At 70.6% G+C, this 23805-nt stretch carries 26 protein-coding genes and 2 riboswitches; of the genes, 14 read left to right on the top strand and 12 right to left on the bottom strand.

Translation table 11 applies throughout. The features are described 5' to 3' along the window. The first annotated feature begins 11 nt into the window (after positions 1-11). On the top strand, positions 12-500 hold the full coding sequence (locus ND450_RS29970) for a hypothetical protein (protein ID WP_253321828.1): 489 nt from the start codon (positions 12-14) through the stop codon (positions 498-500). A gap of 526 nt (positions 501-1026) precedes the next feature. Continuing rightward, positions 1027-2010, top strand: coding sequence for a S1 family peptidase (locus ND450_RS29965; protein WP_371927437.1), 984 nt, complete (start codon positions 1027-1029; stop codon positions 2008-2010). Positions 2011-2061: 51 nt separating this feature from the next. Here the strand turns inward: ND450_RS29965 and ND450_RS29960 are convergent, their stop codons facing one another. After that, positions 2062-2982, bottom strand: coding sequence for an NADP-dependent oxidoreductase (locus tag ND450_RS29960; RefSeq protein WP_253321826.1), 921 nt, complete (start codon positions 2980-2982; stop codon positions 2062-2064). A 49-nt stretch (positions 2983-3031) separates the two neighbouring features. Between ND450_RS29960 and ND450_RS29955 the strand changes: the two genes are divergently transcribed. Further along, the gene (locus ND450_RS29955; RefSeq protein ID WP_253321825.1) at positions 3032-3595 is read left to right on the top strand and encodes a TetR/AcrR family transcriptional regulator; all 564 of its coding nucleotides are present in this window, start codon (positions 3032-3034) and stop codon (positions 3593-3595) included. Here ND450_RS29955 and ND450_RS29950 read toward each other — a convergent pair. Continuing rightward, positions 3578-4339 (bottom strand): dioxygenase, encoded by a 762-nt coding sequence (locus tag ND450_RS29950; protein WP_253321824.1) that lies wholly within the window; start codon positions 4337-4339, stop codon positions 3578-3580. The two genes, ND450_RS29955 and ND450_RS29950, sit on opposite strands and share 18 nt — an antisense overlap. Before the next feature lie 31 nt (positions 4340-4370). Continuing rightward, complete coding sequence (gene thiE / locus ND450_RS29945; protein WP_253321823.1) at positions 4371-5009, bottom strand: thiamine phosphate synthase; 639 nt, start codon at positions 5007-5009, stop codon at positions 4371-4373. Between the two features lie 26 nt (positions 5010-5035). Further along, a riboswitch (TPP riboswitch) is annotated at positions 5036-5147 on the top strand. Here thiE and ND450_RS29940 point away from each other — a divergent pair. From ND450_RS29940 to ND450_RS29920, 5 genes are all read left to right on the top strand, one after another. Then, entirely contained in the window at positions 5142-6098 is a 957-nt protein-coding gene (locus tag ND450_RS29940; protein ID WP_253321822.1) for an FAD-dependent oxidoreductase, read from the top strand. (Overlaps the previous riboswitch by 6 nt.) Next, positions 6095-6295 carry a sulfur carrier protein ThiS gene (gene thiS, locus ND450_RS29935; RefSeq protein WP_253321821.1) on the top strand — a complete coding sequence of 67 codons (201 nt, stop codon included), beginning with the start codon at positions 6095-6097 and terminating at the stop codon, positions 6293-6295. The genes ND450_RS29940 and thiS overlap by 4 nt, the downstream gene beginning before the upstream one ends. A gap of 1 nt (position 6296) precedes the next feature. Then, entirely contained in the window at positions 6297-7052 is a 756-nt protein-coding gene (locus ND450_RS29930; protein ID WP_089908617.1) for a thiazole synthase, read from the top strand. A 76-nt stretch (positions 7053-7128) separates the two neighbouring features. Next, positions 7129-7572, top strand: a complete 444-nt coding sequence (locus ND450_RS29925; RefSeq protein ID WP_245785840.1) for a MarR family winged helix-turn-helix transcriptional regulator — start codon at positions 7129-7131, stop codon at positions 7570-7572. Between the two features lie 2 nt (positions 7573-7574). Next, positions 7575-8027 carry a VOC family protein gene (locus ND450_RS29920; protein WP_253321820.1) on the top strand — a complete coding sequence of 151 codons (453 nt, stop codon included), beginning with the start codon at positions 7575-7577 and terminating at the stop codon, positions 8025-8027. Here the strand turns inward: ND450_RS29920 and thiD are convergent. The 3 genes from thiD to ND450_RS29905 all read right to left on the bottom strand — a co-directional run bounded on the left by thiD (position 7970) and on the right by ND450_RS29905 (position 11850). Beyond that, positions 7970-8785 carry a bifunctional hydroxymethylpyrimidine kinase/phosphomethylpyrimidine kinase gene (thiD, locus tag ND450_RS29915; RefSeq protein WP_253321819.1) on the bottom strand — a complete coding sequence of 272 codons (816 nt, stop codon included), beginning with the start codon at positions 8783-8785 and terminating at the stop codon, positions 7970-7972. The genes ND450_RS29920 and thiD overlap by 58 nt on opposite strands. Next, positions 8782-10422, bottom strand: coding sequence for a phosphomethylpyrimidine synthase ThiC (gene thiC, locus ND450_RS29910; RefSeq protein WP_253321818.1), 1641 nt, complete (start codon positions 10420-10422; stop codon positions 8782-8784). The genes thiD and thiC overlap by 4 nt, the downstream gene beginning before the upstream one ends. Further along, positions 10414-10537, bottom strand: a riboswitch (TPP riboswitch). (Overlaps the previous gene by 9 nt.) A 710-nt stretch (positions 10538-11247) precedes the next feature. Next, complete coding sequence (locus tag ND450_RS29905) at positions 11248-11850, bottom strand: LysE family translocator (RefSeq protein WP_253321817.1); 603 nt, start codon at positions 11848-11850, stop codon at positions 11248-11250. Positions 11851-11922: 72 nt separating this feature from the next. Here ND450_RS29905 and ND450_RS29900 point away from each other — a divergent pair, with 72 nt between their 5' ends. Then, the gene (locus tag ND450_RS29900; RefSeq protein WP_253321816.1) at positions 11923-12858 is read left to right on the top strand and encodes an aldo/keto reductase; all 936 of its coding nucleotides are present in this window, start codon (positions 11923-11925) and stop codon (positions 12856-12858) included. Here ND450_RS29900 and ND450_RS29895 read toward each other — a convergent pair. Further along, positions 12855-13433 carry a peptide deformylase gene (locus tag ND450_RS29895; protein ID WP_253321815.1) on the bottom strand — a complete coding sequence of 193 codons (579 nt, stop codon included), beginning with the start codon at positions 13431-13433 and terminating at the stop codon, positions 12855-12857. The genes ND450_RS29900 and ND450_RS29895 overlap by 4 nt on opposite strands. Positions 13434-13541: 108 nt before the next feature. On the opposite strand from ND450_RS29895, the gene ND450_RS29890 reads away from it, so the two are divergent. Beyond that, positions 13542-13820 carry a DUF3263 domain-containing protein gene (locus ND450_RS29890; protein ID WP_089910320.1) on the top strand — a complete coding sequence of 93 codons (279 nt, stop codon included), beginning with the start codon at positions 13542-13544 and terminating at the stop codon, positions 13818-13820. Next, a complete protein-coding gene (locus ND450_RS29885; protein WP_253321814.1) occupies positions 13820-14428 on the top strand; it encodes a LytR C-terminal domain-containing protein in 609 nt (202 codons plus the stop codon). The genes ND450_RS29890 and ND450_RS29885 overlap by 1 nt, the downstream gene beginning before the upstream one ends. Before the next feature lie 267 nt (positions 14429-14695). Here ND450_RS29885 and ND450_RS29880 read toward each other — a convergent pair whose 3' ends face one another. The 5 genes from ND450_RS29880 to glp form a co-directional block, all read right to left on the bottom strand. Continuing rightward, positions 14696-16849 carry an AAA family ATPase gene (locus ND450_RS29880; RefSeq protein ID WP_253321813.1) on the bottom strand — a complete coding sequence of 718 codons (2154 nt, stop codon included), beginning with the start codon at positions 16847-16849 and terminating at the stop codon, positions 14696-14698. Between the two features lie 117 nt (positions 16850-16966). Next, positions 16967-17926, bottom strand: coding sequence for a CDP-diacylglycerol--serine O-phosphatidyltransferase (gene pssA, locus ND450_RS29875; protein ID WP_089908644.1), 960 nt, complete (start codon positions 17924-17926; stop codon positions 16967-16969). Next, a complete protein-coding gene (locus ND450_RS29870) occupies positions 17927-18622 on the bottom strand; it encodes a phosphatidylserine decarboxylase (RefSeq protein WP_089908648.1) in 696 nt (231 codons plus the stop codon). A 205-nt stretch (positions 18623-18827) separates the two neighbouring features. Then, positions 18828-20252 carry a M48 family metallopeptidase gene (locus ND450_RS29865; RefSeq protein WP_253321812.1) on the bottom strand — a complete coding sequence of 475 codons (1425 nt, stop codon included), beginning with the start codon at positions 20250-20252 and terminating at the stop codon, positions 18828-18830. A 27-nt stretch (positions 20253-20279) separates the two neighbouring features. After that, positions 20280-21476 carry a gephyrin-like molybdotransferase Glp gene (glp, locus tag ND450_RS29860; protein WP_256557317.1) on the bottom strand — a complete coding sequence of 399 codons (1197 nt, stop codon included), beginning with the start codon at positions 21474-21476 and terminating at the stop codon, positions 20280-20282. Between the two features lie 29 nt (positions 21477-21505). Here glp and ND450_RS29855 point away from each other — a divergent pair, with 29 nt between their 5' ends. The 3 genes from ND450_RS29855 to ND450_RS29845 all read left to right on the top strand — a co-directional run bounded on the left by ND450_RS29855 (position 21506) and on the right by ND450_RS29845 (position 23800). Continuing rightward, positions 21506-22189 (top strand): AIM24 family protein, encoded by a 684-nt coding sequence (locus ND450_RS29855; protein ID WP_371927436.1) that lies wholly within the window; start codon positions 21506-21508, stop codon positions 22187-22189. A gap of 88 nt (positions 22190-22277) precedes the next feature. Continuing rightward, positions 22278-22484 carry a cold-shock protein gene (locus ND450_RS29850; protein ID WP_030470913.1) on the top strand — a complete coding sequence of 69 codons (207 nt, stop codon included), beginning with the start codon at positions 22278-22280 and terminating at the stop codon, positions 22482-22484. Between the two features lie 92 nt (positions 22485-22576). Then, positions 22577-23800, top strand: coding sequence for a serine/threonine-protein kinase (locus ND450_RS29845; protein ID WP_253321811.1), 1224 nt, complete (start codon positions 22577-22579; stop codon positions 23798-23800). Positions 23801-23805 lie beyond the last annotated feature (5 nt).

Raw genomic sequence — 23805 nt, 5'->3', positions numbered from 1 at the left:
CTACGGGTGTCATGTCTGAGAAGGAGAAGATCACCCCCGTCAAGCTCATCGCGAGTGTGCTCGCGGCCACCACAGCAGCCGTTCTGAGCCTTCGCCTCAACCTCGTCGGCACCATCGTCGGTGCGATCCTCGCGAGTGTCGTCACGACCGTCGGCGCCGTGTTCTACCAACGGTCGATGGAACGCGAAAAGCGTTGGCAGGTAATAGCTGTCGGCGGTCTGCTCGTGTTCGTCGTGACCGTCCTCACCGCGACGAGCGTCCAGCTCGTGACCGGCAAACCCGTGACGGCCGATACGGGCAAACCGTCCACAAGCACCCATACCGAGACGCACACCGAGACGACGAAGACCGAGACGGTCACCGTGACGGTCCCGCCGAGCGCGTCCACCCCGTCGTCGTCGGGCAGCACGACGACCACCGAACCCACGACGACGTCGACAGGTTCCGGACAGCCGAGCGACAGTCCCGCGCCCTCCTCCAGCGCCGACCCCATTCGGTGATCAGTTCACTACGTTGAGCGATAGTTAACTGTCAATGGCTACGCACCGGAGTTGATCTGTCGTGAGCTGTGACACACTTCGTTCACGTTCGAGGCGGGGCGTCATAGCCAAGAGTTCCGCAACTTCACTCGAACGGGCGAAGTAAATCGGTCATAACAGACCGGGAGGAGGCGCAATGAGGCTCGTGGTACGTCCGCTTGAGCCCGGCGCCTGCCGTGGACTCGCGTTGCGACCGAGGACGGGAGGGGTGGGGCGACCCCTGCCGCCGCCCCACCACCCGTCCCCCTAGAGCCCCCGAGAGAGGTCCCTGCAACCGACTCTCGGGTTCCCCTGCACCCGAAAGTGAGGGAGACGCTTGATGAACCGCACGAGTGCGGCCCGTGTAACCGGTGCCGTGTTGCTCGCCACCGGAGTCGTCACTGCTCTCAGCGTACCGGCGTTTGGCGCCCCTGCCGCACCAGTCGCCCCAACCGGTTCCGATACGGAGAGCTACCCGGCCGAATTGCTCCAAGCGGTGGAGCGTGATTTGGGCCTGAACGCTGACCAGGCCCGCGTCCGGTTGGCCTCTGACCAGAAGGCGAGCGAGGTCGCGGAGTCCGCCAAGGCGTCTCTGGGCGACGCGTTCGGCGGAGCCTGGATCGACCAGGCGAGCGGCAGACTGACCGTTGCCGTGACCAAATCAGGACTCTCCGTGACCGGTGCGGACACCCAGGTCGTGAAGAGCTCGCTCGCCCAGCTCAACGGGACCAAGTCGGTCCTCGACATGATGAGCGCGCCCAAGTCGATCACGAGCTGGCGCGTCGACGAGAAGTCGAACGCCGTCGTGGTCGAGGTCAACAAGAACGCGCGGGACGCGGCGGCGGACAGCTTCATCGCCACCGCGAAGTCCATCGGCTCGACCGTCAAGGTCGAGGAGGTGACCGAGAGCCCGACGCCGCTGTACGACTCGCGCGGCGGTGACGCCATCTACATGGGCGGCGGCCGCTGCTCGCTCGGCTTCTCCGTGACGGGCGGCTACGTCACGGCCGGCCACTGCGGCACCACCGGCACCGCGGTCTCCGGCTTCAACCGCGTCGCCCAGGGCACCTTCGCCGGCTCGGTCTTCCCCGGCAACGACTACGCGTGGGTCCGCACCAACGCGAACTGGACCTCGCGGCCGTGGGTGAACCGCTACAACGGCACGAACGTCGTCGTGAAGGGTTCCACCCAGGCGGCGGTCGGCTCGCAGATCTGCCGTTCCGGTTCCACCACGGGCTGGCGCTGCGGCACGGTCCAGGCGTTCAACCAGACCGTGAACTACCCGCAGGGCCAGGTGCGCGGCCTCACCCGCACCAACGCCTGTGCCGAGGGTGGCGACTCGGGTGGTTCGTGGGTGGCGGGCTCCGGCTTCGGCCAGGCCCAGGGCGTGACCTCCGGCGGTTCGGGCAACTGCTCGTCCGGCGGCACCACGTACTTCCAGCCGGTCAACCCGATCCTGTCGCGCTACGGCCTGACCCTCACGCGGGGCTAGTCCTGAGCTGAGAGCGCCGCGGCACCTGCTGGTGTCGCGGCGCTCTCGCGTTCATCGGACCAGCACGATCTTCCCGTGGGCATGGCCCGTCTCGCTCAGCCGGTGCGCGTCGGCGGCCTCGGCGAGGGGGAAGACCCCGGCGAGCGGCACGGTGAACGAGCCCCGCTCCGCGAGCGCGGCCGCGATGGCGAGACCGTGCAGCGCTTGAGGATCCGAGCCGGGACCGCCCGCCGTGTGGGTCAGCCGAACCCCGTGCTCGCCGGACAGGTCGGCGATCGTCACCACGCGGTCCGGCGAGCCGGCGATCGCCACCAGGTCCGGCACCGGGCCCGCGCAGTGCAGGACGGCATCGACGGCCCGGTCGGCGGAGAGCGCCGAGACCCGGTCCGCCAGCCCTTCGCCGTGGACCACCGGAGTCGCGCCCAGTTCCGCGACGAAGTCCTGCGTGGACGGCCCGGCCGTGCCGATCACGTTCGCTCCCCGCGCCGCCGCCAGTTGGAGCGCCACCGTTCCGACGCCTCCCGCCGCACCCGCGATCAGCACCGTCAGGCCGTCGCGCACGTCCAGCAGGTCCAGCGCCCTGGTGGCGGTCTCGACGTTGGCCGCCGCTCCGCCCGCCTGCTCCCAGCTCAGCGCCGACGGCCTGGGCGCCCACGCCGCCAGCACCGCGAACTCGGCGTTGGCGCCGCCGAGCCGGGCCAGGTCGACCATCCCGAACACCTCGTCGCCCACCTCGACACCGCTCACCCCCTCGCCGACCTCGTCGACGACCCCGGCCGCGTCCACGCCCGGCACGTGCGGGAGCGACAGCCGCGCGCCGAACCGTCCCGCGCGCAGTCCGGCGTCGGCGGGCGTGACCCCGGATGCCCGCACGGCGATCCGGATCTGGCCAGGGCCCGCGTGCGGTTCGGTGACCTCGGCGACGTGCAGCACGTCGGCGGGCCCGTACTCGGTGAACTGGAGTGCTCGCATGGCCGCGAAATTAGTGGAACAGGGCGTCCGCTTAGAGGAAACTGAGACGGTGACGGCGAATCTGACCCACAACCTGCGTTCGGACGCCCAGGACAACCGCGACCGGATCATGGCGGTCGCGCGCGAGGCGTTCGCGACGGAGGGCCTGGACGTGCCGATGCGCGAGCTCGCCCGCCGGGCCGGGGTCGGTCCGGCGACCCTCTACCGCCGCTTCCCCACCAAGGAGGCGCTCGTGGTGGAGGCCTTCTCGGAGCAGATGGCGGCGTGCACGGCCGCGGTCGACGACGGGCTGGCGCACCCCGACCCGTGGCTCGGCTTCTGCCACACGGTGGAGGAGATCTGCCGGCTGCACGTGCTCGACCGCGGGTTCGCGGCGGCGTTCACGACCGCCTACCCGCGGGCGATCGACTTCGGCGTCGTGCGCGAGACGGCGTTTCACAAGCTCACCGAGCTGATCCGCCGGGCCAAGGCGACCGGGAGGCTGCGCGCGGACTTCTCGGTCGACGACCTGGTGCTGCTGCTGATGGCGAGCGGGGGCGTCCGCAACGGGACGCCCGCGATCGCGCGGCGGCTCGCCACCCTGTTCCTCGAAGGCTCAGCTGAACTGCACTGATCGCTTCGAGAGCCCGTACCAGAAGCCCTCGACGCTGGTGCGCGCCTTCTCGTCGCTCGCCGCGCCGAGGGCGACGAACAGCGGTGCGAAGTGCTCGGTCCGCGGGTGGGCGATCCCGGCGGCGGGCGCCTTCACCTGGAAGTCCAGCAACGCGTCCACGTCACCGGCGGCCAGCTGCCGGTGCGCCCAGTCGTCGAACTCCTTCGACCACGACGGCGGCTCGTAGTCCGGTCCGGCCGGGAAGTTCACGCAGCTCAGGTTGTGCGTCATGAACCCGCTGCCGACGATCAGGACGTTCTTGTCCCGCAACGGCGCCAGCTTGCGGCCGACCTCGTGCAGCTTGCGCGGGTCGAGCGTGGGCAAGGACATCTGCAGCACCGGCACGTCGGCGTCCGGGAACATCTCCTTGAGCGGCACGTAGGCGCCGTGGTCGAGGCCGCGTTCCTCGTCCTGCTCGACGTGGCCGCCCAGCAGCTTGCGGACGTCGTCCGCGAGCTCCGGCGCGCCCGGTGCCTCGTAGGTCACGTCGTAGTACCGCTGCGGGAAGCCCCAGAAGTCGTAGACCAGCGGCACGGTCGTGGTCGCGCCGATGGTCGTCGGCGCCTCCTCCCAGTGCGCGGAGACCATGAGCACGGCCTCCGGGCGCGGAAGGGCGGCGGACCAGTCCTTGAGCTCTCTGGTCCACGTCTCGTCATCGGCCAGCGGGGGAGCCCCGTGGCTCAGGTACAGCACAGGTGCGCTCACGTCTTCGAGCGTACGCCTTTTAGTTCAAATTTCAACGATCAAGTTCGGATTTGAACAACTCGGCGGCGCGGCGGGGGTCCTCGGCGTCCGTGATGGCCCTGACCACGACGACCCGGGTCGCGCCGGCCTGCTTCACCTCGTGCAGGTTCGTCAGGTCGATGCCGCCGATCGCGAACCACGGGCGATCGGTCCTGGTGGCGCGGACGAGGTCGAGGCCCGGTGCGGGGCGGCCCGGCTTGGTCGGGGTCGGCCAGCAGGGGCCGGTGCAGAAGTAGTCGACGCCGGGTTCCCCGGCGGCCGCCGTCATCTGGTCGACGTCGTGGGTGGAGCGGCCGATCACCACCTCGTCGCCGATGATCCTGCGGGCGAGCGGCACGGGCAGGTCGTCCTGGCCGAGGTGCAGCACGTCGGCGTCGACGGCGTGCGCGATGTCGGCGCGGTCGTTGACGGCGAGCAGCTTGCCGTGGCGTTCGGTGGCCTCGGCGAGGAGCTCGATCGCCTCGATCTCCTGCTTCGCCTCCAGTGACTTGTCCCGCAACTGGATGATGTCGACGCCGCCCGCGAGGGCCGCGTCCGCGAACTCGGCCAGATCAGGCCGGTTCGGCGTGCAGAGGTAGAGGGTCGCGTCGGCGAGTCGTTGCCTGATCAGGTTTCCGTCGAGTCCTGGCACGCACGCACGTTAACCGTTATGTTGAAGGCGGTCCGCACGGGAGCCTGGAGAACACCGGGCTGAGAGGGAGCGTGGTTCGCTCCGACCGTCGAACCTGATCCGGGTCATGCCGGCGCAGGGAGCGTGAATGCCTTGAGCAGTGTGGAAGTGGCCGTCCTGGGTGGCGGCGTCATCGGTCTGTCCGCGGCCCTGTCCGCGGCACGGGCCGGGTTCTCCGTCTCCGTCACGGACCTGGGCTCGCCGCACGCGGGTTCGCGGGTCGCGGGCGGGATGCTCGCACCGCTGACGGAGGCGTGGCCCGGCGAGGAAGCCGTGGTGGCGCAGGGTGTCGAGGCCCTCGCGCTGTGGCCGTCGTTCGCCGCCTCGATCGGCGTGCCGCTGTTCGACGCCGGAACGCTGGCCGTCGGCACGCAGCCGGGCGACCTCGCCGACCTGCGGCACGCGGGGGAGTTGCTGACCTCGCGGGAGATCCGGGCCCTCGAACCCTCGCTCGGGCCGGCGGTGCGCGGTGGCGTGTACGCGTCCGGTGACCTCGCCGTCGACAACAGGCTGCTGCTTTCCGCACTGCGGAAGGCTTGTCGCGAGGCCGGTGTTCTCTCCGATGTGGACGGACGGGTCACGGTGATCGCGGCCGGGGCGTGGAGCGGGTCGCTGCACCCGGCTCTGCGGGACGTGATCCGCCCGGTCAAGGGCGAGATCCTGCGGCTCACACACCGCCCCGGAGCGTTGCCGCCACCCCGTCACACCATCCGCGCGCTGGTCTCCGGCCGTCCCGTCTACCTGGTGCCGCGCGACGACGGACTGGTCGTCGGCGCGACCCAGTACGAGGCCGGGTTCGACACCGACGTGTCCGTCGCGGGCGTGCGGGACCTGTTGCGCGACGCGGAAACCGTGCTGCCGGGCATCGCCGAGTACGCCCTGACCGAGGCCGCCGTGGGGTTCCGCGCGGGCAGCCCGGACAACGTCCCCGTCGTGCGGTGGCTGGAGCCCGGCGTGATCGCGGCGACGGGTCACCACCGCAACGGTCTGCTGCTGGCCCCGCACACCGCACAGGTCGTGGTCGAGCTGCTTCGAGGAGGAACTTCGTGAGGGCACAGGTGAACGGGACCTCCCGCGACCTGGCCGAGGGCACGTCGGTGGCCGCGGTCGTGACGCTGGTGGGGGCACCCGAGAAGGGCGTGGCGGTGGCCTTGGACGGTGCCGTGGTGCCGAAGGCGTTGTGGGACTCGACGATCGTGCCGGACGGTGGCGTCGTCGAGGTGCTGACCGCGGTCCAGGGAGGCTGACGTGGACGATCCGCTGATCATCGCGGGCCGGGAGTTCCGCTCCAGGCTCATCACCGGCACGGGCGGAGCCGCGAACCTGTCGGTGCTGGAACGGGCCCTGGTCGCGTCCGGCACCGAGCTGACGACCGTGGCGATGCGCCGGGTCGACGCGGCCGGGCAGACCGGCGTCCTGGAGTTGTTGCGGCGCCTTGGAATCGAGGTCCTGCCGAACACCGCGGGCTGCCGCACCTCCGCCGAGGCCGTGCTGACCGCGCAGCTCGCGCGGGAGGCGCTGGAGACGAACTGGGTCAAGCTCGAGGTCGTCCACGACGAGGAGACCCTGCTGCCCGACCCGGTCGAGCTGCTGGACGCGGCGGAACGGCTCGTCAACGACGGGTTCGTCGTCCTGCCGTACACCAACGACGACCCGGTGCTGGCGCGGAAGCTGGAGGACATCGGGTGCGCGACGGTCATGCCGCTGGGTTCTCCCATCGGCACGGGGCTGGGAATCCGCAACCCCCACAACATCGAGCTGATCACTTCTCGTGCATCTGTTCCAGTAGTTCTCGACGCGGGCATCGGCACGGCCTCGGACGCCGCTCTCGCGATGGAACTCGGCTGCTCAGCGGTCCTGTTGGCGACCGCCGTCACACGAGCCCAGGACCCGGAACGGATGGGCGCCGCCATGCGTTGTGCGGTCGAGGGCGGACGGCTGGCGCGCTTGGCCGGACGGATTCCGCAGCGCTTTTGGGCCCAAGCGTCTTCGCCGGGTCTCTGAGTCGCTACCTTGGGTACTCACGTGTTGGGGGATGATTGAGCACTAGCTGAATTCCCGCCGAGGAGGACGACAAGCCGTGACGGCCCCCATTGACGCCGAGGTCGAGGACGCGACCGCGCGCCTGTACCTGGCGATCGGCCGGCTGGCCCGGTTGCTGCGACGCACCGGTTCCCCCGGCCTCGGCCCCGGCGCGGTCTCCGCGCTCGCCACCCTCGCCCGGTGCGGCCCCATGCGTCTGGGCGACCTGGCGACCAAGGAGGGCGTGGCGCCCCCGACGCTGTCCCGCATCGTCGCCGCGCTGGTCGAGGCCGGGTACGTGAAGCGCGAACCCGACCCGCAGGACGGCCGCGCCTGGCTCGCCACCCCCACGCCCGAGGGCGAGACGATGGTGTCCGGCGTGCGGTCCGCGCGGGTGCGCGAGCTGCAGCGGCGGATCGAGCAGCTGACGCCCGAACACGTCGCCGCGCTCGTGAGCGCCCTGGACGCGCTGGAGACCCTGGTGGGCGAGGAGTCCAAGTAGCCGTGAAGTCGCGGACCGCCGGCATGTGGTGGGGGACGTCGATCGAAGCCCCCGACCCCGGTGCCCTGGCGCGGTTCTACGCCGAGCTCCTCGGATGGCACGTCGGCCACGAGGAGCCGGGCACCGCGATCGTGGCGGCCTCGCCGAACGGTCCGTTCTTCGTCTTCCAGCAGGCGGACGGCTACCGGCCGCCGGTCTGGCCACCCGAGGACGGGCGGCAGCGCCCGATGATGCACTTCGACTTCCAGGTCGGTGACCTGGAATCGGCCGTCGCCGAGGCGGTGGCGCTGGGGGCGGTTCTCACGGAGTTCCAGCCGCAGCCGCACGTCCGGGTGCTGCTGGATCCCGCGGGTCACCCCTTCTGCCTGTGCCTCGACGAGGGTGCGCAGCAGGGTCCTCAGCCGCCGAGCCTCCAGAACGGTGACACCGGTCCCGAGCCCGCGCCCAGCGGGTAGGCGGCCTCGACGGACTTCACGATGAAGTCCTTGCCGAACCGCACCGCCTCCGGCACCGAGGCACCGCGGGCGAGCGCCGAGCTGATCGACGACGCCAAGGTGTCGCCACTGCCGTGCGTGTGCTCGGTGTCGTAGCGAGGCCCGGGCAGTTCGATGAACTCACGGCCGTCGTAGAGCAGGTCGAGGCACTCCGGGTCGTCCCACATGTGGCCGCCCTTCACCAGCACCCACTGCGGACCCATGGCGTGCAACGCCTCCGCCGCCACGCGCTGGTCCTCGCGGTCCTTCACCGCGATGCCGGTGATCAGCCGCACCTCGTCGAGGTTCGGCGTCACCAGCGTCGCGCGCGGGAACAGCAGGCCCCGCAACGCGTCCAGGGCGTTGTCGGCGAGGAGTTGGTTGCCGTGCATGGAGGCCGAGACCGGGTCGACGACGAGCGGGGTCCTCCCCGCCCCGATGCCGACGCGGTCCAGCGCGGGCGTGACGGCCTCGATGATCTGCGCCGACGCCAGCATGCCGGTCTTCGCCGCCTGCACGCCGATGTCCTCGGCGACCGAGACGATCTGCGCCGCGACCGTGTCCGCCGGGATCTCGACGACGCCCGTGACGCCCAACGAGTTCTGGACCGTCACGGCCGTCAGCGCGACACAGCCGTGCACTCCGCACGCGAAGAACGTGCGGAGATCGGCCTGGATGCCCGCACCACCGCCGGAATCGCTTCCGGCGATGGTGAGCACCCGCGGGGGTGCCTCGGTCACGAGGTCTCCACGACCGGCAGGTAGACCTTGTTGCCCGTGTCGGCGAACTCGCCGGACTTCTCGGCCATGCCCGCCTCGATGGCCTCCACTGTGGACAGTCCGCGTTCCTCGGCGTAGCGCCGCACGTCCTGCGTGATCTTCATGGAGCAGAACTTCGGCCCGCACATCGAGCAGAAGTGCGCCGTCTTCGCCGGCTCCGCGGGGAGCGTCTCGTCGTGGAACGAGCGCGCGGTGTCCGGGTCGAGCGACAGGTTGAACTGGTCCTCCCAGCGGAACTCGAAGCGCGCCTTGGACAACGCGTCGTCCCAGTCCTGGACGCCGGGGTGGCCCTTGGCGAGGTCCGCGGAGTGCGCCGCGATCTTGTACGTGATCACGCCGGTCTTCACGTCGTCGCGGTTCGGCAGGCCGAGGTGCTCCTTCGGCGTGACGTAGCAGAGCATCGCCGTGCCGAGCCAGCCGATCTGCGCCGCGCCGATCGCGGACGTGATGTGGTCGTACGCCGGCGCGATGTCCGTGGCCAGCGGCCCGAGGGTGTAGAACGGCGCCTCGCCGCACCACTCCTCCTCGAGCCGGACGTTCTCGGCGATCTTGTGCATCGGCACGTGGCCGGGGCCCTCGATCATGACCTGGACGTCCTTGGCGCGTGCGATGTGCGTGAGCTCGCCGAGCGTCCGCAGCTCCGCGAACTGCGCCTCGTCGTTGGCGTCCGCGATGGAGCCCGGCCGCAGCCCGTCACCCAGCGAGAACGTCACGTCGTAGGTGCGGAGGATGTCGCAGAGCTCCTCGAAGTGCGTGTAGAGGAAGCTCTCCCTGTGGTGCGCGAGGCACCACGCGGCCATGATCGACCCGCCGCGCGAGACGATGCCCGTGACGCGCTTGGCCGTCAGCGGCACGTACCGCAGCAGCACGCCCGCGTGCACGGTCATGTAGTCGACGCCCTGCTCGCACTGCTCGATCACGGTGTCGCGGTAGACCTCCCACGACAGCGCCGCCGGATCGCCGTTGACCTTCTCCAGCGCCTGGTAGATCGGCACGGTGCCGATCGGGACGGGCGAGTTGCGCAGGATCCACTCGCGCGTCTCGTGGATCCGCTTGCCGGTGGAGAGGTCCATGATCGTGTCGGCGCCCCACCGGGACGCCCAGACCATCTTCTCGACCTCGTCCTCGATCGACGACGACACCGCGGAGTTGCCGATGTTCGCGTTGATCTTCACGAGGAACTTCTTGCCGATGATCATCGGCTCGGCCTCGGGGTGCTTGCGGTTCAACGGGATCACCGCACGCCCGATGGCCACCTCGTCGCGCACGAACTCCGCGTCGAGGTTCTCCCGCGTCGCGACGTAGCGCATCTCCGGGGTGATGATCCCGGCCTTCGCGTACGCGAGCTGGCTGACAGCTCCGTTGATCGGTTCCCGTGCGGCGATCCACTCCGACCTCAGGTCGGGCAGTCCACTGTGGACGTCGATCGTCGCGTTGTCGTCGGTATACGGACCGGAAGTGTCGTAGAGATCGACATGCTCGCCGTTGGTCAGTTCCACCCTGCGGAAAGGCACACCATCGCGGTACACCTTGCGCGAGCCCGAGATGGGGCCCGTGGTCACACTGGGCTTGACCGAACGGTCGTCAAGTGCCGTCACGACATTCCTCCCTACGCCGGCATTACCCGGTCAGGTTCAGGCGGTCGGTGACACCGGCACGACGGCCAGTCACCCTCTCAGCCCGCTTCAGGCGCGAGCTCCCGCGTTCTGTGTTGAGTTGTCGAGAACCGACCATAGTCAGCGCGCGCCGCTGCTGCCAAGGCCGCGTTTTACCCCTAATCTCTTCCCGTGGCTGATCACCAGCCGTTCCCGCCCGGCGCGCGTCGCGGTCAGCGCCCCGCCGTGGTCTCGGCATGCCCTTCCTGCGGTGAGCTGGCGGGCCGGGGCTATCCCGACTGCGGCTTCTGCGCGGAGCTGCTCGACCAGTTCTGGCTCGCCGACTGGGAGGCGCTGCGCACGTCCTCGCAGCTCGCCGACCGGGAGCTGGCCGAGCTGGTGACCTCGGCGGACGTCGGCCAGTACCCGTGGACGTGCGTGGACTGGGCGATGACGCTGCTGGCGTGCTCGCGCTGCGGTGCCGAGCTCGGCACCGGGCCGGTCGAGTGCGTGCGGTGCGCGGTCACCGAGGAGCGCCGGTGGAACTGGGACCACGCGGCGCACCCGTCCACGATGAGCGCGAACGAGCACCTGCTGCGCGTGGCCCGTGCCGCCCTGCGCGCCCCTCACCGGCGTCGTCCGGCCGTCGTGCAGGCCTGGCAGCTGGTGCTGCCCTTCCTGATCGCCGGTGAGGTGATCGAGTTCGGCCGCCTGGACCGCATCCGCGCGCACGTGCTGGCGGGCGGCTACGCGTCGATGGCCGCCTGCCACACGTTCGCCGAGCTGGCGGGGCTGCCCGAGCTCTTCTGGCGCCGGGGCAACCCGAACTCAACGCGGGTCGAGTACCAGCCGGACTCCGAGCGCCAGCAGCACGCCGCCCGACAGCTTCTCGAGCGCGGGACGGACCCGCGGCCTGCTCAGCCAGCCGCGAACGGTGTGCAGGACCGACACGATGATCAGGTACCAGACGGTGTCGATCAGGACCCACCCGACGGCGAGGAAGAGCAGAACCCCCTGGCCGGCCTCCCCGGCAGGCACGAACTGCGGTAGGAACGAGATCGCGAACACGCCGAGCTTCGGGTTGGCGAGGTTCACGACCAGGCCGCTGCGGAACGCGTGGCTCGCGGGCGGCGGCTCGGCACCGGGCAGGCTCTTGCTGATCAGGGCCTTGACGCCCAGGTAGATCAGGAAGACCGCGCCCGCGATCCGGAGCCCGTGGTAGGCGATCTCGGACGCCGTGAGCAGGACGCTGAGGCCGAGAGCCGCGGCGACCGCCCAGCAGGCCACGCCGACCTCCATGCCGAACACCGTCGCCAGCGCGGCCTTGCGCCCGTGCACCGACTGTCGCAGGACCATGGCCGTGCCGGGTCCTGGCGACAGTGCGATGAGGAACGAGGCCGCGACGAAGGCGACGATGTTTTCGAGTGGCATGCCTCTGATGGTCGCCGGTCGCCGCAACTCGTTTCTTGACCTGGAGCGCGGTCCAGGATGTTCGGTGGTGCCATGACCTTGGAACTGGGGAAGTTGGGTTTCGGCACGTGGGCCATGGGTGGCCCGATGACGTTCGAGGGACAGCCCGTCGGCTGGGGTCCGACCGACGACGAGGAGTCGCTGAAGGCGTTGCGCAGGGGCTTCGACCTGGGAGTTCACCTGGTCGACACGGCGGACGTCTACGGCTGCGGCCACTCCGAGGAGCTGGTCGGGCAAGCGTTTGCGGACGTGCGGGACGAGGTGGTGATCGCGACCAAGTGGGGCGACGAGTTCGACCCTGCGAGGCGCGAGCTGACCGGGTACAACGGGACGGTCGAGTACCTGCGCCGCGCCGTCGAGGGGTCGTTGCGGCGGCTGGGCACCGACCGGATCGACCTGTACCAGCTGCACCTCGGTGGCCTCGAGCTGGAGCAGGCGGCGCTGCTGCGCGACGAGTGCGAGGCGCTGGTGGCCGCGGGCAAGATCCGCGCGTACGGGTGGAGCACCGACGACCCGGAGCGGGCGCGGTTCTTCTGCGAGGGTGAGCACGGTGTGGCCGCGCAGGCCGACATCAACGTGCTGTTCGACAACCCCGAGATGTACGCGGGGGAGTACGCGGTGCTGTGCAGGCGCCCGCTGGCCATGGGGCTGCTGGCGCGGGAGACGTTCGCGCCGCTGCCGGCGGACGACGTGCGCGTCTCGGACCCGGCGTGGCTGCTGTTCTTCGAGGACGGCAAGCCGACGCCCGCGTACTTCGAGGCGCGCGAGGCCGTGCGGGACGTGCTGACTTCAGGTGGCCGGACGCTGGTTCAGGGTGCGCTGGCGTGGTTCTGGGCGCGCTCTCCCCGCCTGGTTCCGATTCCGGGGGTCCGGACGGTGGCCCAGGCCGAGGAGAACGCTCGTGCTGTGGAGTTCGGTCCGTTGAGCGCGGACGAGTTGAAGCAGGTGGAGGCGGTGCTCCGGCCCTAGTCCTCGTCGTCGTCGAAGTTGGCCGGGTCGTTCGGGTCCCACGAGAGGCCCGGCTGGTTCCACTCGTTGTCGCGGAGCATCCGCTTGGCCTCCTTCTTGTACCGGCCGATGAGGCGGTCGGTGTAGAGGTAGCCGTTGAGGTGGTCGGTCTCGTGCTGGAGGCACCGCGCGAAGAAGCCGGTGCCCTCGACCTCGAACGGCTGACCGTCGAGGTCCACCCCGGTGACCTTCGCCCACTGGGCGCGTCCGGTCGGGTACGCCTCGCCGGGCACGCTCAGGCAGCCCTCGAAGTCGTCGTCCGGGTCCGGCATGGTCTCGGGGACCTCGGACGTCTCGAGCACGGGGTTGCAGATCACGCCGCGGTGCTGCACCCCCTGGTCGTCCGGGCAGTCGTAGACGAAGACCCGCAGGTCGACGCCGATCTGGTTGGCCGCGAGCCCCACTCCGCGAGCAGCCGCCATCGTCTCGAACATGTCGTCGACGAGGGTCTTCAACTCGGTGTCGAACTCGGTGACCTCGCGCGTCGGGTTGTGGAGCACGGGGTCGCCGGCGATGCGGATGCGGTGGACGGCCATGGCTGAACTTTAAGCCGTCCAAAACTGTCGGTGTCGCGCGGTAGGTTGGAACGATCACGTGATTGAATTGCCCGCACCTGAGATGGTGTGGCGACCGTGGGGAGCCAGATGGATCACGCCGAGACGCTCACCTCCGCTGACGGGCTGACCAGCCGCGAACGCACGATGCTCGCGTTCGAACGCCAGTGGTGGAAGTACTCGGGATCCAAGGAACAGGCCATCAGGGAACTGTTCGACATGTCCGCGACCCGCTACTACCAGCTGCTCAACGCGCTCGTTGAATCCGAAGCCGCCCTGGCCGCAGATCCGATGCTCGTCAAGCGGTTGCGCGGTGTCCGGACAGGCCGCCAAAGGGTTCGCGCCCGCGCCAGGAGCACCGAGGACTGATGACCTCCCCCGAGTCCGCAAGCCCGTCCCGTCCGGCCAAGGCAGCAGGCTTCGCCCTGCTCGGCGTCGCCGCCGTCGCGTTGGTGATCGGAGTCGTCTCGCTGTTCGGCGGAGGCTCCTCCTCCGACGACACACCGCCCGTGGCGGAGGGGTCGTCGACCGCGCCTCCGGTGGCGACTTCCGCTTCCGAGCCGCCTGCGTCCACGCCGTCTTCCGCGCCTCCTGTGACCACGACGGCTTCGCCCACCGTGCCTTCCGCGCCTGCGTCGTCTGTGGTGCCGCCTCCGCCTGTCACCCAGCCCGGGGTCGCCAAGGCTCCTGTTCGGGTTTACAACAACTCGACGATCACCGGGTTGGCTTCGAAGGCTTCTGACGAGGTTCGGGCCAACGGGTGGGAGGTCGCTGAGACCGGCAACTACTCGGGCGGGACGATTCCGACCACCACCGTTTACTACCGGCCTGGGACTGAGGAAGAGGCTGCGGCCAAGGAGTTGGGGTCGGTGTTGCGGGCTCGGGTGGAGCCCCGGTTCGACGGGATCCAGTCTGCTGCGGCTGGGGTCATTTTGATCGTGACCAACGATTATCAGGGTGCTTCTAAGAACAAGTAGCGGGTTTGGGCTGGTGGCTGCTTTGCGGCGGCCTGGTCGCTTTGCGTGCTTCCCTGGGGGCTCTGCCCCCAGACCCCCGGCAATCTGAGATGGGGGCCAGCGCTGGGGGCAGGTTGATGGCACGCCTGTTGCTCAGAGCGGCTGCCGGTTGAGTTGTTTGGTTGCGGTGGCGGACCCCACCGCCGGTTCCTCATTGCTCAGGACGGCTCGCCTTCGGCGTCGCACCGGTCATGCGGTCCACCCTCAGCGGCCCAGCGGGCCTCGCCCTCAGCGGTTCTGGGCGTAGGCCGCCAGCGATGCCAGCTGGGCCGGGTCCAGCGACGGCCGCACCACCTCGCGGGCCTTCGCCAGGTGTGCCTGCGTCACCTCGGCCGCCTCCAGCGACTCGCGCATCGCCGTCAGCGCCGCCTCCCTGACCAGGGCCGCGCAGTCCGCCGCCGAGTACATGTCCAGCTCACCGGCCAGCGCCGCCAGGTCCACGTCACCTGCCAGCGGCGTGTTGCGGGACGAGGCCTTGAGGATCTCCGTGCGTGCCTCGGCATCGGGCGGCGGGACGTAGATGATGCGTTCGAGCCTGCCTGGGCGGAGCAGCGCCGGGTCGATCAGCTCGGGGCGGTTGGTGGCGGCGATGACCACTACGTCGCGGAGGGGTTCCACGCCGTCCAGTTCGGTCAGCAGGGCCGCTACGACTCGGTCGGCGACGCCTGAGTCCGAGGACTGGCCTCGGCGTGGTGCCAGGGCGTCCACCTCGTCCAGGAAGACCAGGGCCGGGGCGGCGTCGGCTGCTCGGCGGAAGAGTTCGCGGACTGCTCGTTCCGACTCGCCCACGAACTTGTCCATCAGTTCGGCGCCCTTGACGGTCAGGACGTTCAGTTGGCCCGTGCCCGCCAGCGCGCGGACCAGGAACGTCTTGCCGCATCCCGGCGGGCCGTAGAGGAGGAGGCCTCGCGGGGGTTCTACGCCCAGGCGGGCGAACGAGTCCGGGTAGCGCAGGGGCCAGAGGGCCGCCTCCGTGAGGGCCTGCTTGACCTCTTTCATGTCGCCGACGTCGTCGAGCGTCAGACCGCCCGTCTGGACGGTGTCCGAGGCGGACATGGAGATCGGGCGGACCGTGTTCAGGGCGCCCAGCAGGTCTTCCTGTCCCACGCGGGGTTCCGGCACCTCGCGCTGGCGCAGGGCCGCCCGGACTGCTGCCTCGCGGCGCAGGGCGCAGAGGTCTGCCGCGACGAAGCCCGGGGTGCGGGCGGCCACTTCGCCGAAGTCCACATCGGACTCCAGTGGGACGTCGCGCAGCAGCACGCGGAGCAGTTCCGTGCGGCCCGCGGCGTCCGGGAGGGGGAGCGTCAGCTCGCGGTCGACCAGGTCTGGGGCGCGCAGGCGGGCGTCCACCGACTCGGCTCGTGCCGAGGTGACGACGAGGGCCAGGTTCGGGCGGGAGATGGCGGTGCGCAGGATGTCCAGGACGACCGTCGCGACCGGGGGCGGTGCGGTGGGCAGCAGCGCGTCTACGTCGGTGAGGAGCAGGACCGTGGGCTGCTCGGGGACGCCCGCGATCGCGTCGCCGAGCTGCTTCGCCATCGCGCCCGGTTCCAGGACCGCGATGCTCGGCGCGGCCAGTTCCACGACCGTGGCGTCGACGGAGCGGGCCACCGCGCGGACCAGGGTCGCCTTGCCGACGCCTTCCGGGCCGCTGACCATGGCCGCGAGGCGGGCCGAGGCGCCCAGTTTCGTGAGCAGGTCGGGCTGGCGGAACATCAGCTCCAGCCACTCCGTCAGCCGCCGCGCCTGCTCACGCTGACCCACCAGATCCGCGACGGGCAACGCCTCGTGCTTCTCCTGCACCACCACCGGCGTCACCTCGGCGGCGGGAGCCGATGCCGAACGCCACCCGACGACGCTCGACGGCTGCACGGCCACCGGGCCCGCGGGGTCGGTGGAGGTGATCGTGATGAGCTCGTTGGTCCACGTCATGCCGATGGCGTTGGACAGCTTGCGGCGCGTCTCGGACACGTTCGCACCGGGCGGCGGCGCGAGGTCCTGGGGGAGCAGCGAGACGTTGTCGCCGACCGTGAGGACCTTGCCCGTCAACGCCATCCGCACGTGTTCGGGAGTCAGGGCGGTGGTCGCGAGCCGCGAACCGGCGACGGTGATCGACCGCGCGGCGGTCACCTGGACGGGGGCCACGACGATCTCGGAACCCTCGACCACGCCGAGGTTCGTGAGCGTCACGTCGTCGACCAGCACCACACCAGGCGGCTGCTCACCGGACGCCGCCAGGGCCGCGCTCACGCGGGCGCCGGTCAGCTTCACCGCGTCCCAGGCGCGCAGGCCCAGGGCGTCGAGCACCTCGGGGTGGAGGCGGACGACGCCGCGCCGGGTGTCCAGGGCGGACGGGGACAGGCGAGCCGTCAGCGTGATCACCCCGACGACTCTAGTTCCTCACGGCGAGCCGGACGCGGCACGAGCACGAGCTCACCGCCGTTCGAACGGCAAAGGGCCGGACACGATGAACGTGTCCGGCCCTTTACCTCAGCACAGTCAGCGCTTCGGCTGGCGCCTCAGACCCAGTTGCCGCCAGGAACGACGGCGTCCGTTGGTGGAAGGCGCAGCGCCCTCCACAGTGGAACCATCACGCCGAGGCCGACGCACGGCCCGCATGGCCGCACCGGCCACACGGCCGCGCAGGGGCTGGCGCAGTCCGAGCCGGCGAGCCGCCACCCCGTGCGCGCGCTTGATCGCGCGGCGGTCCGCACCGGTGACGGTCCAGGCCTCAGGGTGCTTGGAGAGCCACATGTACCGCCGCACCGAGTAGGGCAGGTGCCCGAGGTACACGACCATCGCGATGATCAGCGCCACCAACGGGTACGTGATCACGGCGGCGGCCAGCAGTCCGACCGCGACCAGCAGGGGCGCGACCGCGCGCGGCGGCACCTTGACGGTCTTCACCGACAGCGTCGGGATCCGCGACACCAGCAGCATCGCCACCAGGACGGTCCACGCGCCGACGACGTAGGAGTTGTTCCACCAGCCGTCCGACCGGACCTGCTCCTCGATGATCAGGGGCAGCAGCAGCAACAGGCCGCCGGCCGGAGCCGGGACGCCGACGAAGAACTCCTTCGCGAACGGCGGTTGTTCCTTCTCCAGCAACGTGTTGAAGCGGGCGAGGCGGACCACCATGCAGACCGCGAAGATCAGCGCGATGACCCAGCCGGCCCGGTTGCCCTCGAACTTCCAGAGGTAGATCGCGAGTGCCGGTGCGACGCCGAAGGAGATGGCGTCGGCCAGTGAGTCGAGTTCCGCGCCCATCTTCGACGTCGCGTCCAGCAGGCGGGCGATGCGGCCGTCGAGGCCGTCGAAGACGGCCGCTGCCCCGATCGAGGCGATGGCCGCGCCCCACATGCCGACGTTCGCGAAGTGCACGGCCGACAGGCCCGAGCACATGGCGAGGACCGTGATCGCGTTCGGCAGCAGGCGAACGCCGGGCCCGCTGGGTGCCACTTACGCCTCCGGGAGTTCGGCGAGAACGGTCTCGCCGCCGATGGTGCGCTGGCCGGCCTCGACCAGGACGCGGCTGCCGCGCGGCACGTAGAGGTCCACGCGCGAGCCGAAGCGGATCAGGCCGTAGGTCTGGCCTGCGGTGACCTTCTCGCCCTCGGCGACCTCGCACACGATGCGGCGGGCGACGAGGCCGGCGATCTGGACGACGACCAGGTCGTGGCCGTCGACGGTGCGCAGCCACACGGTGTTGCGCTCGTTCTCCTCGGAGGCCTTGTCGAGGTCGGCCGAGAGGAACTTGCCGGGGTGGTACGAGACCTGGACGACCTCGCCGTCGGCGGGCACGCGCTGGACGTGCACGTCGAAGACCGAGAGGAAGACGCTGACGCGCGTCATCGGCTGCGAGCCGAGGCCGAGTTCGGCCGGCGGGACGGCGTCGACCACGTGCGAGACGGTGCCGTCGGCCGGGGCCACGGCGAGGTTCGGACGGGTCGGCGTCACGCGCTTCGGCTCGCGGAAGAACCACGCCACCCACGCCGTGACCAGCGCGAGGACGACGCCCAGGCGCTTGAAGCGCAGCCGGACGAGGAGGGTCGCGATCGCCGCACCGGCGACGAACGGGCGCCCTGCCGGGTGCATCGGCGGCACCATGCCGCGCGCGAGTTCGAGGAAGTGGGAGACGGGCTTCTCGCTGCTCATCGTGTCTGTGGGTTCCGTAGCTTCCGTGGATTGTCGGGCGGCATCACGCTACGGCAACACCGCAAACCGCCCACCGGGACTGCCGGAGAAGACAAGTGGCCGGTAGGCCCGTGCATCCCCCGACGAACGCACGGGCCGACCGGCGCCTGCGGGCAGTGTAATCCCCGTCACATGGCGTTAACAACGCCGCTGGGTGAGCGTTCCGTCACAATCCGTTGACGCCGAGGTTCTGCAACGCGGAGCGCACTTCGGGCACCCGATTAGCGTCACGCACGGCGGGGGCGACCACGTCGTCCGGATAGACCGCAGCTCCGTCCGCCATCCGCAGCACGAAGAGTCCGCCCCAGTTGAGTTCCAACCTCGCCCGGTTAGCCGTCACGAGCAGGTCGGCCACCATGCAGCCGAGGAGTTCCGTCACGGCCTCGACGGCGGCGTCGTGCACCTCTTCGCGGGTCAGCGAGGCGTCCACCGGAGCTCCCGTGAGCTTGTGCAACTGCGCGCCCTCCAACGCCCTGAGGACGTCCGCGATCGTCTCGCCGACCTTGCTCACCCGGCCCGCGTGCCGCAGCAGGTCGGCCTGCCGCCGCACCAGCACCGGCCCGGCCAGCGCGGCGAGCTCCTCCCAGCCGATCGGCGGCCCCTGCACACCGACCAGCGCCGCGACCTGCTCGGGCGGCAGGCCGTCGAGCAACGGCCACGAGGACCGTTCGTCGACCGCCTCGGCCACCCCGCCGCCGAGCTGGGAGAACCGCGCGATCGTCGCGACCCGCTCCCGGATCGGCGGGTGGCTGTCGAACACCGACTTCGGTTCCTGCGCGGCCAGCAGCGGTTCGATCTCGCGCAGCTGGTGGACGCGGCGGGGGTGGTCGAGGTAGGCGCGGAAGCCCTCCAGCAACGGCGGCGTGCGGCCGGCCACCACGGCCAGTGCCACGTACCAGCTCTTGTAGTCCTGCCACGCCACGCCGAGCGGGCCGCCGCGCAGCAACGACCGCACCGACGCCTCGCGCCCGGACGCCGCGACCGACACCTCGTCGGCGAACCGCTCGTGCTTGCGGCTTTCCGAGGCCGCGACCAGCGCGTACAGCCTCGCCCACCCGTACAGGACGCCGAAGAAGGCGAAGTCCTGCCGCGACGCCATGCCGAGGGCGTGCTGCGCGCGCGAGGTGAGCGCGGAGAGCCGGGTGTGCCCGCCGCCGTAGTGGCCGAGTTCGTGCGCGAGCACCGAGCGCAGTTCGCCGATCGTCATCCCGGCGAGCCACGGCAGGCCGAGCTCCATGTACCGCGTGCCGCGGCGCTCCCAGACGCCCGCGTTCGCCTTGGCGACCAGCCGGATCTCGTCGGGGCTGCGGGTGCCCGCGATCCTCGCGAGCTCGTCGACGTGCCGCCACAGCTCCGGGTGCGCCGACCGCGTCAGCTCGGCGCCTTCCGCCCGCGGACGCGCCCAGAACGCCGTGACCACCGCGAACAGGATCGGCCCGCCCACGACCAGCGCCAGTGCCAGCAGCCACCAGCCGCCCGAGTCGTCGCCACGCTCGAAGAGGACGGCCGCCAGCACGCCCAGTCCCGCCACGATGCCCACCGCGAGCACGAAGAACCCCGCCAGCATCACCAGCGCGAGTGCCGCTCTCATGTCCTGCTTCCCCCAGATCGTCCAGAACTACTGCAGGTATCTCACGACGACCTCGGATCCCGCAGCCAGTTCGGTGACGTCCTCGGGCACCTCGATCAGGCAGTTGGACAGCGCGAGCGCCGACAGCAGGTGCGACCCCGGCCCGCCGACGGGCGTCACGACCTGGCCGGACGACGGGTCGTGCAGGCCGCGCCGGAACTGCGTCTTCCCGGCGGGGGACGACAGGCCCGTCGTGATCGCCGCCCGCGCGGTGGGGCGTTCCGGCCGCGGGTGGCCCATCGACGCCAGCAGCGCCGGCCGCACGAACACCTCGAACGACACCTGCGCGCTCACCGGGTTGCCCGGCAACGACAGCACCGGCACGCCCTCGTAGCGGCCGGAACCCTGCGGCCCGCCCGGCTGCATCGCGACCTTGGTGAACTGCACCTCGTGGTCCGCCAGGGCGTCCTTGACCACCTCGTACGCGCCCGCGCTCACGCCGCCGGACGTCACGATCACGTCCACCGCTCCCAGGTAGGGCTTCAACGCCTGGTGGAACGCCTCGACGTCGTCCGGCACGAACCGCAGCTGCGTGGCGACGCAGCCCGCGTCCCGCACGGAGGAGGCGAGCATCATGCCGTTCGACTCGTAGATCTGGCCCGGCTGCAGCGGCGTGCCCGGTTCGACCAGCTCGGAGCCCGTCGACAGGACCAGCACGTGCGGGCGGCGGCGCACCGGCAGCTCGGGCAGGCCCAGGGCGGAGGCGAGGCCGAGCGTGGACGGGCGCAGCACCGTGCCCGCGGCCAGCACCGCGTCGCCCTTCCGCACGTCGTCGCCGCCGGTGCGGATGTTCTGGCCGGGCACGACGGCCCGGTTGATCGTCACGGTGTCCGTGGCGCCGTCGGTCCACTCGACCTGCACCACCGCGTCCGCGCCGGGCGGCACCGGGGCGCCGGTCATGATCCGCTGCACGGTGCCGGGCTCCAGCGCGTTCAGCTCGGTGCGGCCCGCCGGGATGTCGTCGGCCACGCGCAGGCGGACCGGCAGCTCACCGGCCAGGTCGGCCGCGCGCACCGCGTACCCGTCCATCGCGGAGTTGTCGAACGGCGGCAGGGGCAGCGGCGCGATGACGTCGGCGGCGAGCACGAGCCCGAGGCACTCGTCGAGCGGGAGCTGCAGCACGGGCATCAGCCCGACGAGCTCCGCGACGCGCTTGCGGTGTTCGGCGACAGAGGTGGGGGACACGACTGCATACTGCCAACGTCGCGGCGACCGTGACGACCGCGTTGCCCCGTTTCACCCCGGAGGTGTTGTTCGTGCAGGTCAGGACCAGGCACACGCCGACGTTCGGCGTGGCGAGACTCGTCCTCGCACCCGGCGAGGCGGTGCTGGTCGACCCGCTGACCATCGCGGCGACGAGCTACGGGCTCGTGGTCGAGGTGAAGGGACCGGGGACGAAGGCGGTCGCGCTGTGCACGGCCGGCGCGGAGGGCGGCTGGCTCGACGCGACGCCCGTGCTGCCCGGCGACCTGCACCAGCTCGAGCTCGACGGCACCCACGGCTGGTGCGTGTCCCGGCACGGCTGGATCGCGTCGAGCAGCACGGTGGCGATGAACCCGGAGGCGCCGCCGATGCAGGCGATCTTCGGGGGCGCCGAGGGCTTCATGAACTACGCGCACGGCAAGGGCGCCGTGGTGATCGCCTGCTACGGCGCGCTCGACCTCGTGACGCTCGCGGCCGGGGAGGCGGTGACCATCAGCAGCGACCACGTGGTGGCGTTCGCGGACACCGTGCAATGCCGCCTCCGGCCGTCAGTGCCCGATGGCGTGCAATCCATTCAGACGGGTGAGGGCCTGGTGTTCGACTTCGCCGGTCCCGGGGCCGTGCTGACGCAGACGCGCGGGCCCCGGCGGCTCACCACCTGGTTGCGCGCCAACGGAGTCAGCCGGAGTTCATGACTCCGTAAGGAGGTATCCGCGTGAGATTTCTTCTTTTAGCGTTGCTCTCTGCGCTTTGCGTGAGATGCGTGATCTGAAGGAGGACGTCTTGGCTCTCGGTACCGTCAAGTGGTTCAACTCCGAAAAGGGATACGGCTTCATCGCGACCGATGGCGGGCCCGACGTGTTCGTGCACTACTCGGCGATCCAGATGGAAGGCTTCCGGACGCTCTCAGAAGGCGACCGGGTGGAGTTCGAGGTGCAGGCCGGACGGGACGGGCGCAGCCAGGCGTCGGACGTGCGCCGGGCCGGGTAGCGCCGCGCGGGACGCCCGCGCCCGAGTCCCTCTGATCACAGCTTTGGCCAACCCGGAGCAAGCCGATCTCGCCGGACGTTAGGCTGCCTCGCGTGTCGGAGGACCTGAGCGGACGGCGAATCGCGCATTACCGGATCGACGGAGTGCTCGGCCGCGGTGGCATGAGCGTGACGTACCGGGCCACGGACGTGAGGCTCGGCCGGAAGGTCGCGCTGAAGGTCATCGGTGAGCACCTCGCACCCGACGCGGAGTTCCGCGAGCGGTTCGTGGACGAGGCGCGCAACACCTCGGCGATCGACCACGCCAACATCGTGCCGCTGTACGACTTCGACGAGGTCGACGGCCTGCTCTACATCGCGATGCGGCTCGTGGACGGCCAGGACCTGGCCGGGCACATCAAGGAGGGGCCGCTCACGCCCGCGCGCACGTTGACGCTGCTCGCCCAGGTGGCCGAAGCGCTCGACATGCTGCACGGCAAGGGCCTCGTGCACCTCGACGTGAAACCGGCGAACGTGCTGGTCACGCAGAAGGAGGGCGTGCGCGAGCACGTCTACGTCGCCGACTTCGGCCTGACCCGCCGCGGCGCCACCGGCCACCGCACCCGGACGGGTGATTTCCTCGGCTCGCCGACCTACGCGGCGCCGGAACACCTGCGCGGCGAGCCCGTCGACGGCCGCACCGACCAGTACGCGCTCGCCTGCATGCTCTTCGCCTGCCTCTCCGGCCGCCCGCCGTTCCAGGGCGGTGTGCAGGAGGTCATCGCGGGCCACCTCAGCACGCCCGTTCCGGCGTTGTCGCAGGTCGTGGCGTTGCCTCCGGCCATCGACGAGGTGATCCGCAAGGGCACGTCGAAGGACCCGGCGCAGCGGTTCGCGAGCTGCGCCGAGCTCATCGCCGCCGCCCGCGTCGCTCTCGCCGGGGTCGCGCAGGGCTCGGCTCCCGATCGACTCGGGCCGCAGTCCGGCTCGTTCCCCGCCCAGTCGCCGGTGTCCGGGCCGATGCCCGCGCAGCAGGGCCAGTTCCAGGGCGGCGGGTACCAGCAGCCGTTGCAGGACCCGGTCCGGCTGCGCCCGCCGAACCAGGTGGGCGTGAGCGCGTTCACGTCCGGCAAGAAGGAACGGCCCGCGTGGTTCGCGCCGGTCATCGCGGCCGCGGTGGCGATCGTGGTGATCATCATCGTGGTGGTGATCCTGTCGCCGGGCGACGAACCCGCACGCCAGCCCAAGACGAGCTCCGCGCCGTCGCTGAACATCGGCGACGAGCCGACCTCGCGCAAGCCGCTGCCGACCTCCGTGCCCGTCCGCACCTCACCCTGAGTGCG

Source organism: Lentzea sp. HUAS12, from assembly GCF_024125735.1.
In the GTDB taxonomy this organism is placed as follows: Bacteria; Actinomycetota; Actinomycetes; order Mycobacteriales; family Pseudonocardiaceae; genus Lentzea; species Lentzea albida.
The sequence above is the reverse complement of the archived record's forward strand: the minus strand, read 5'-3'. Positions and strand labels throughout refer to the sequence as shown.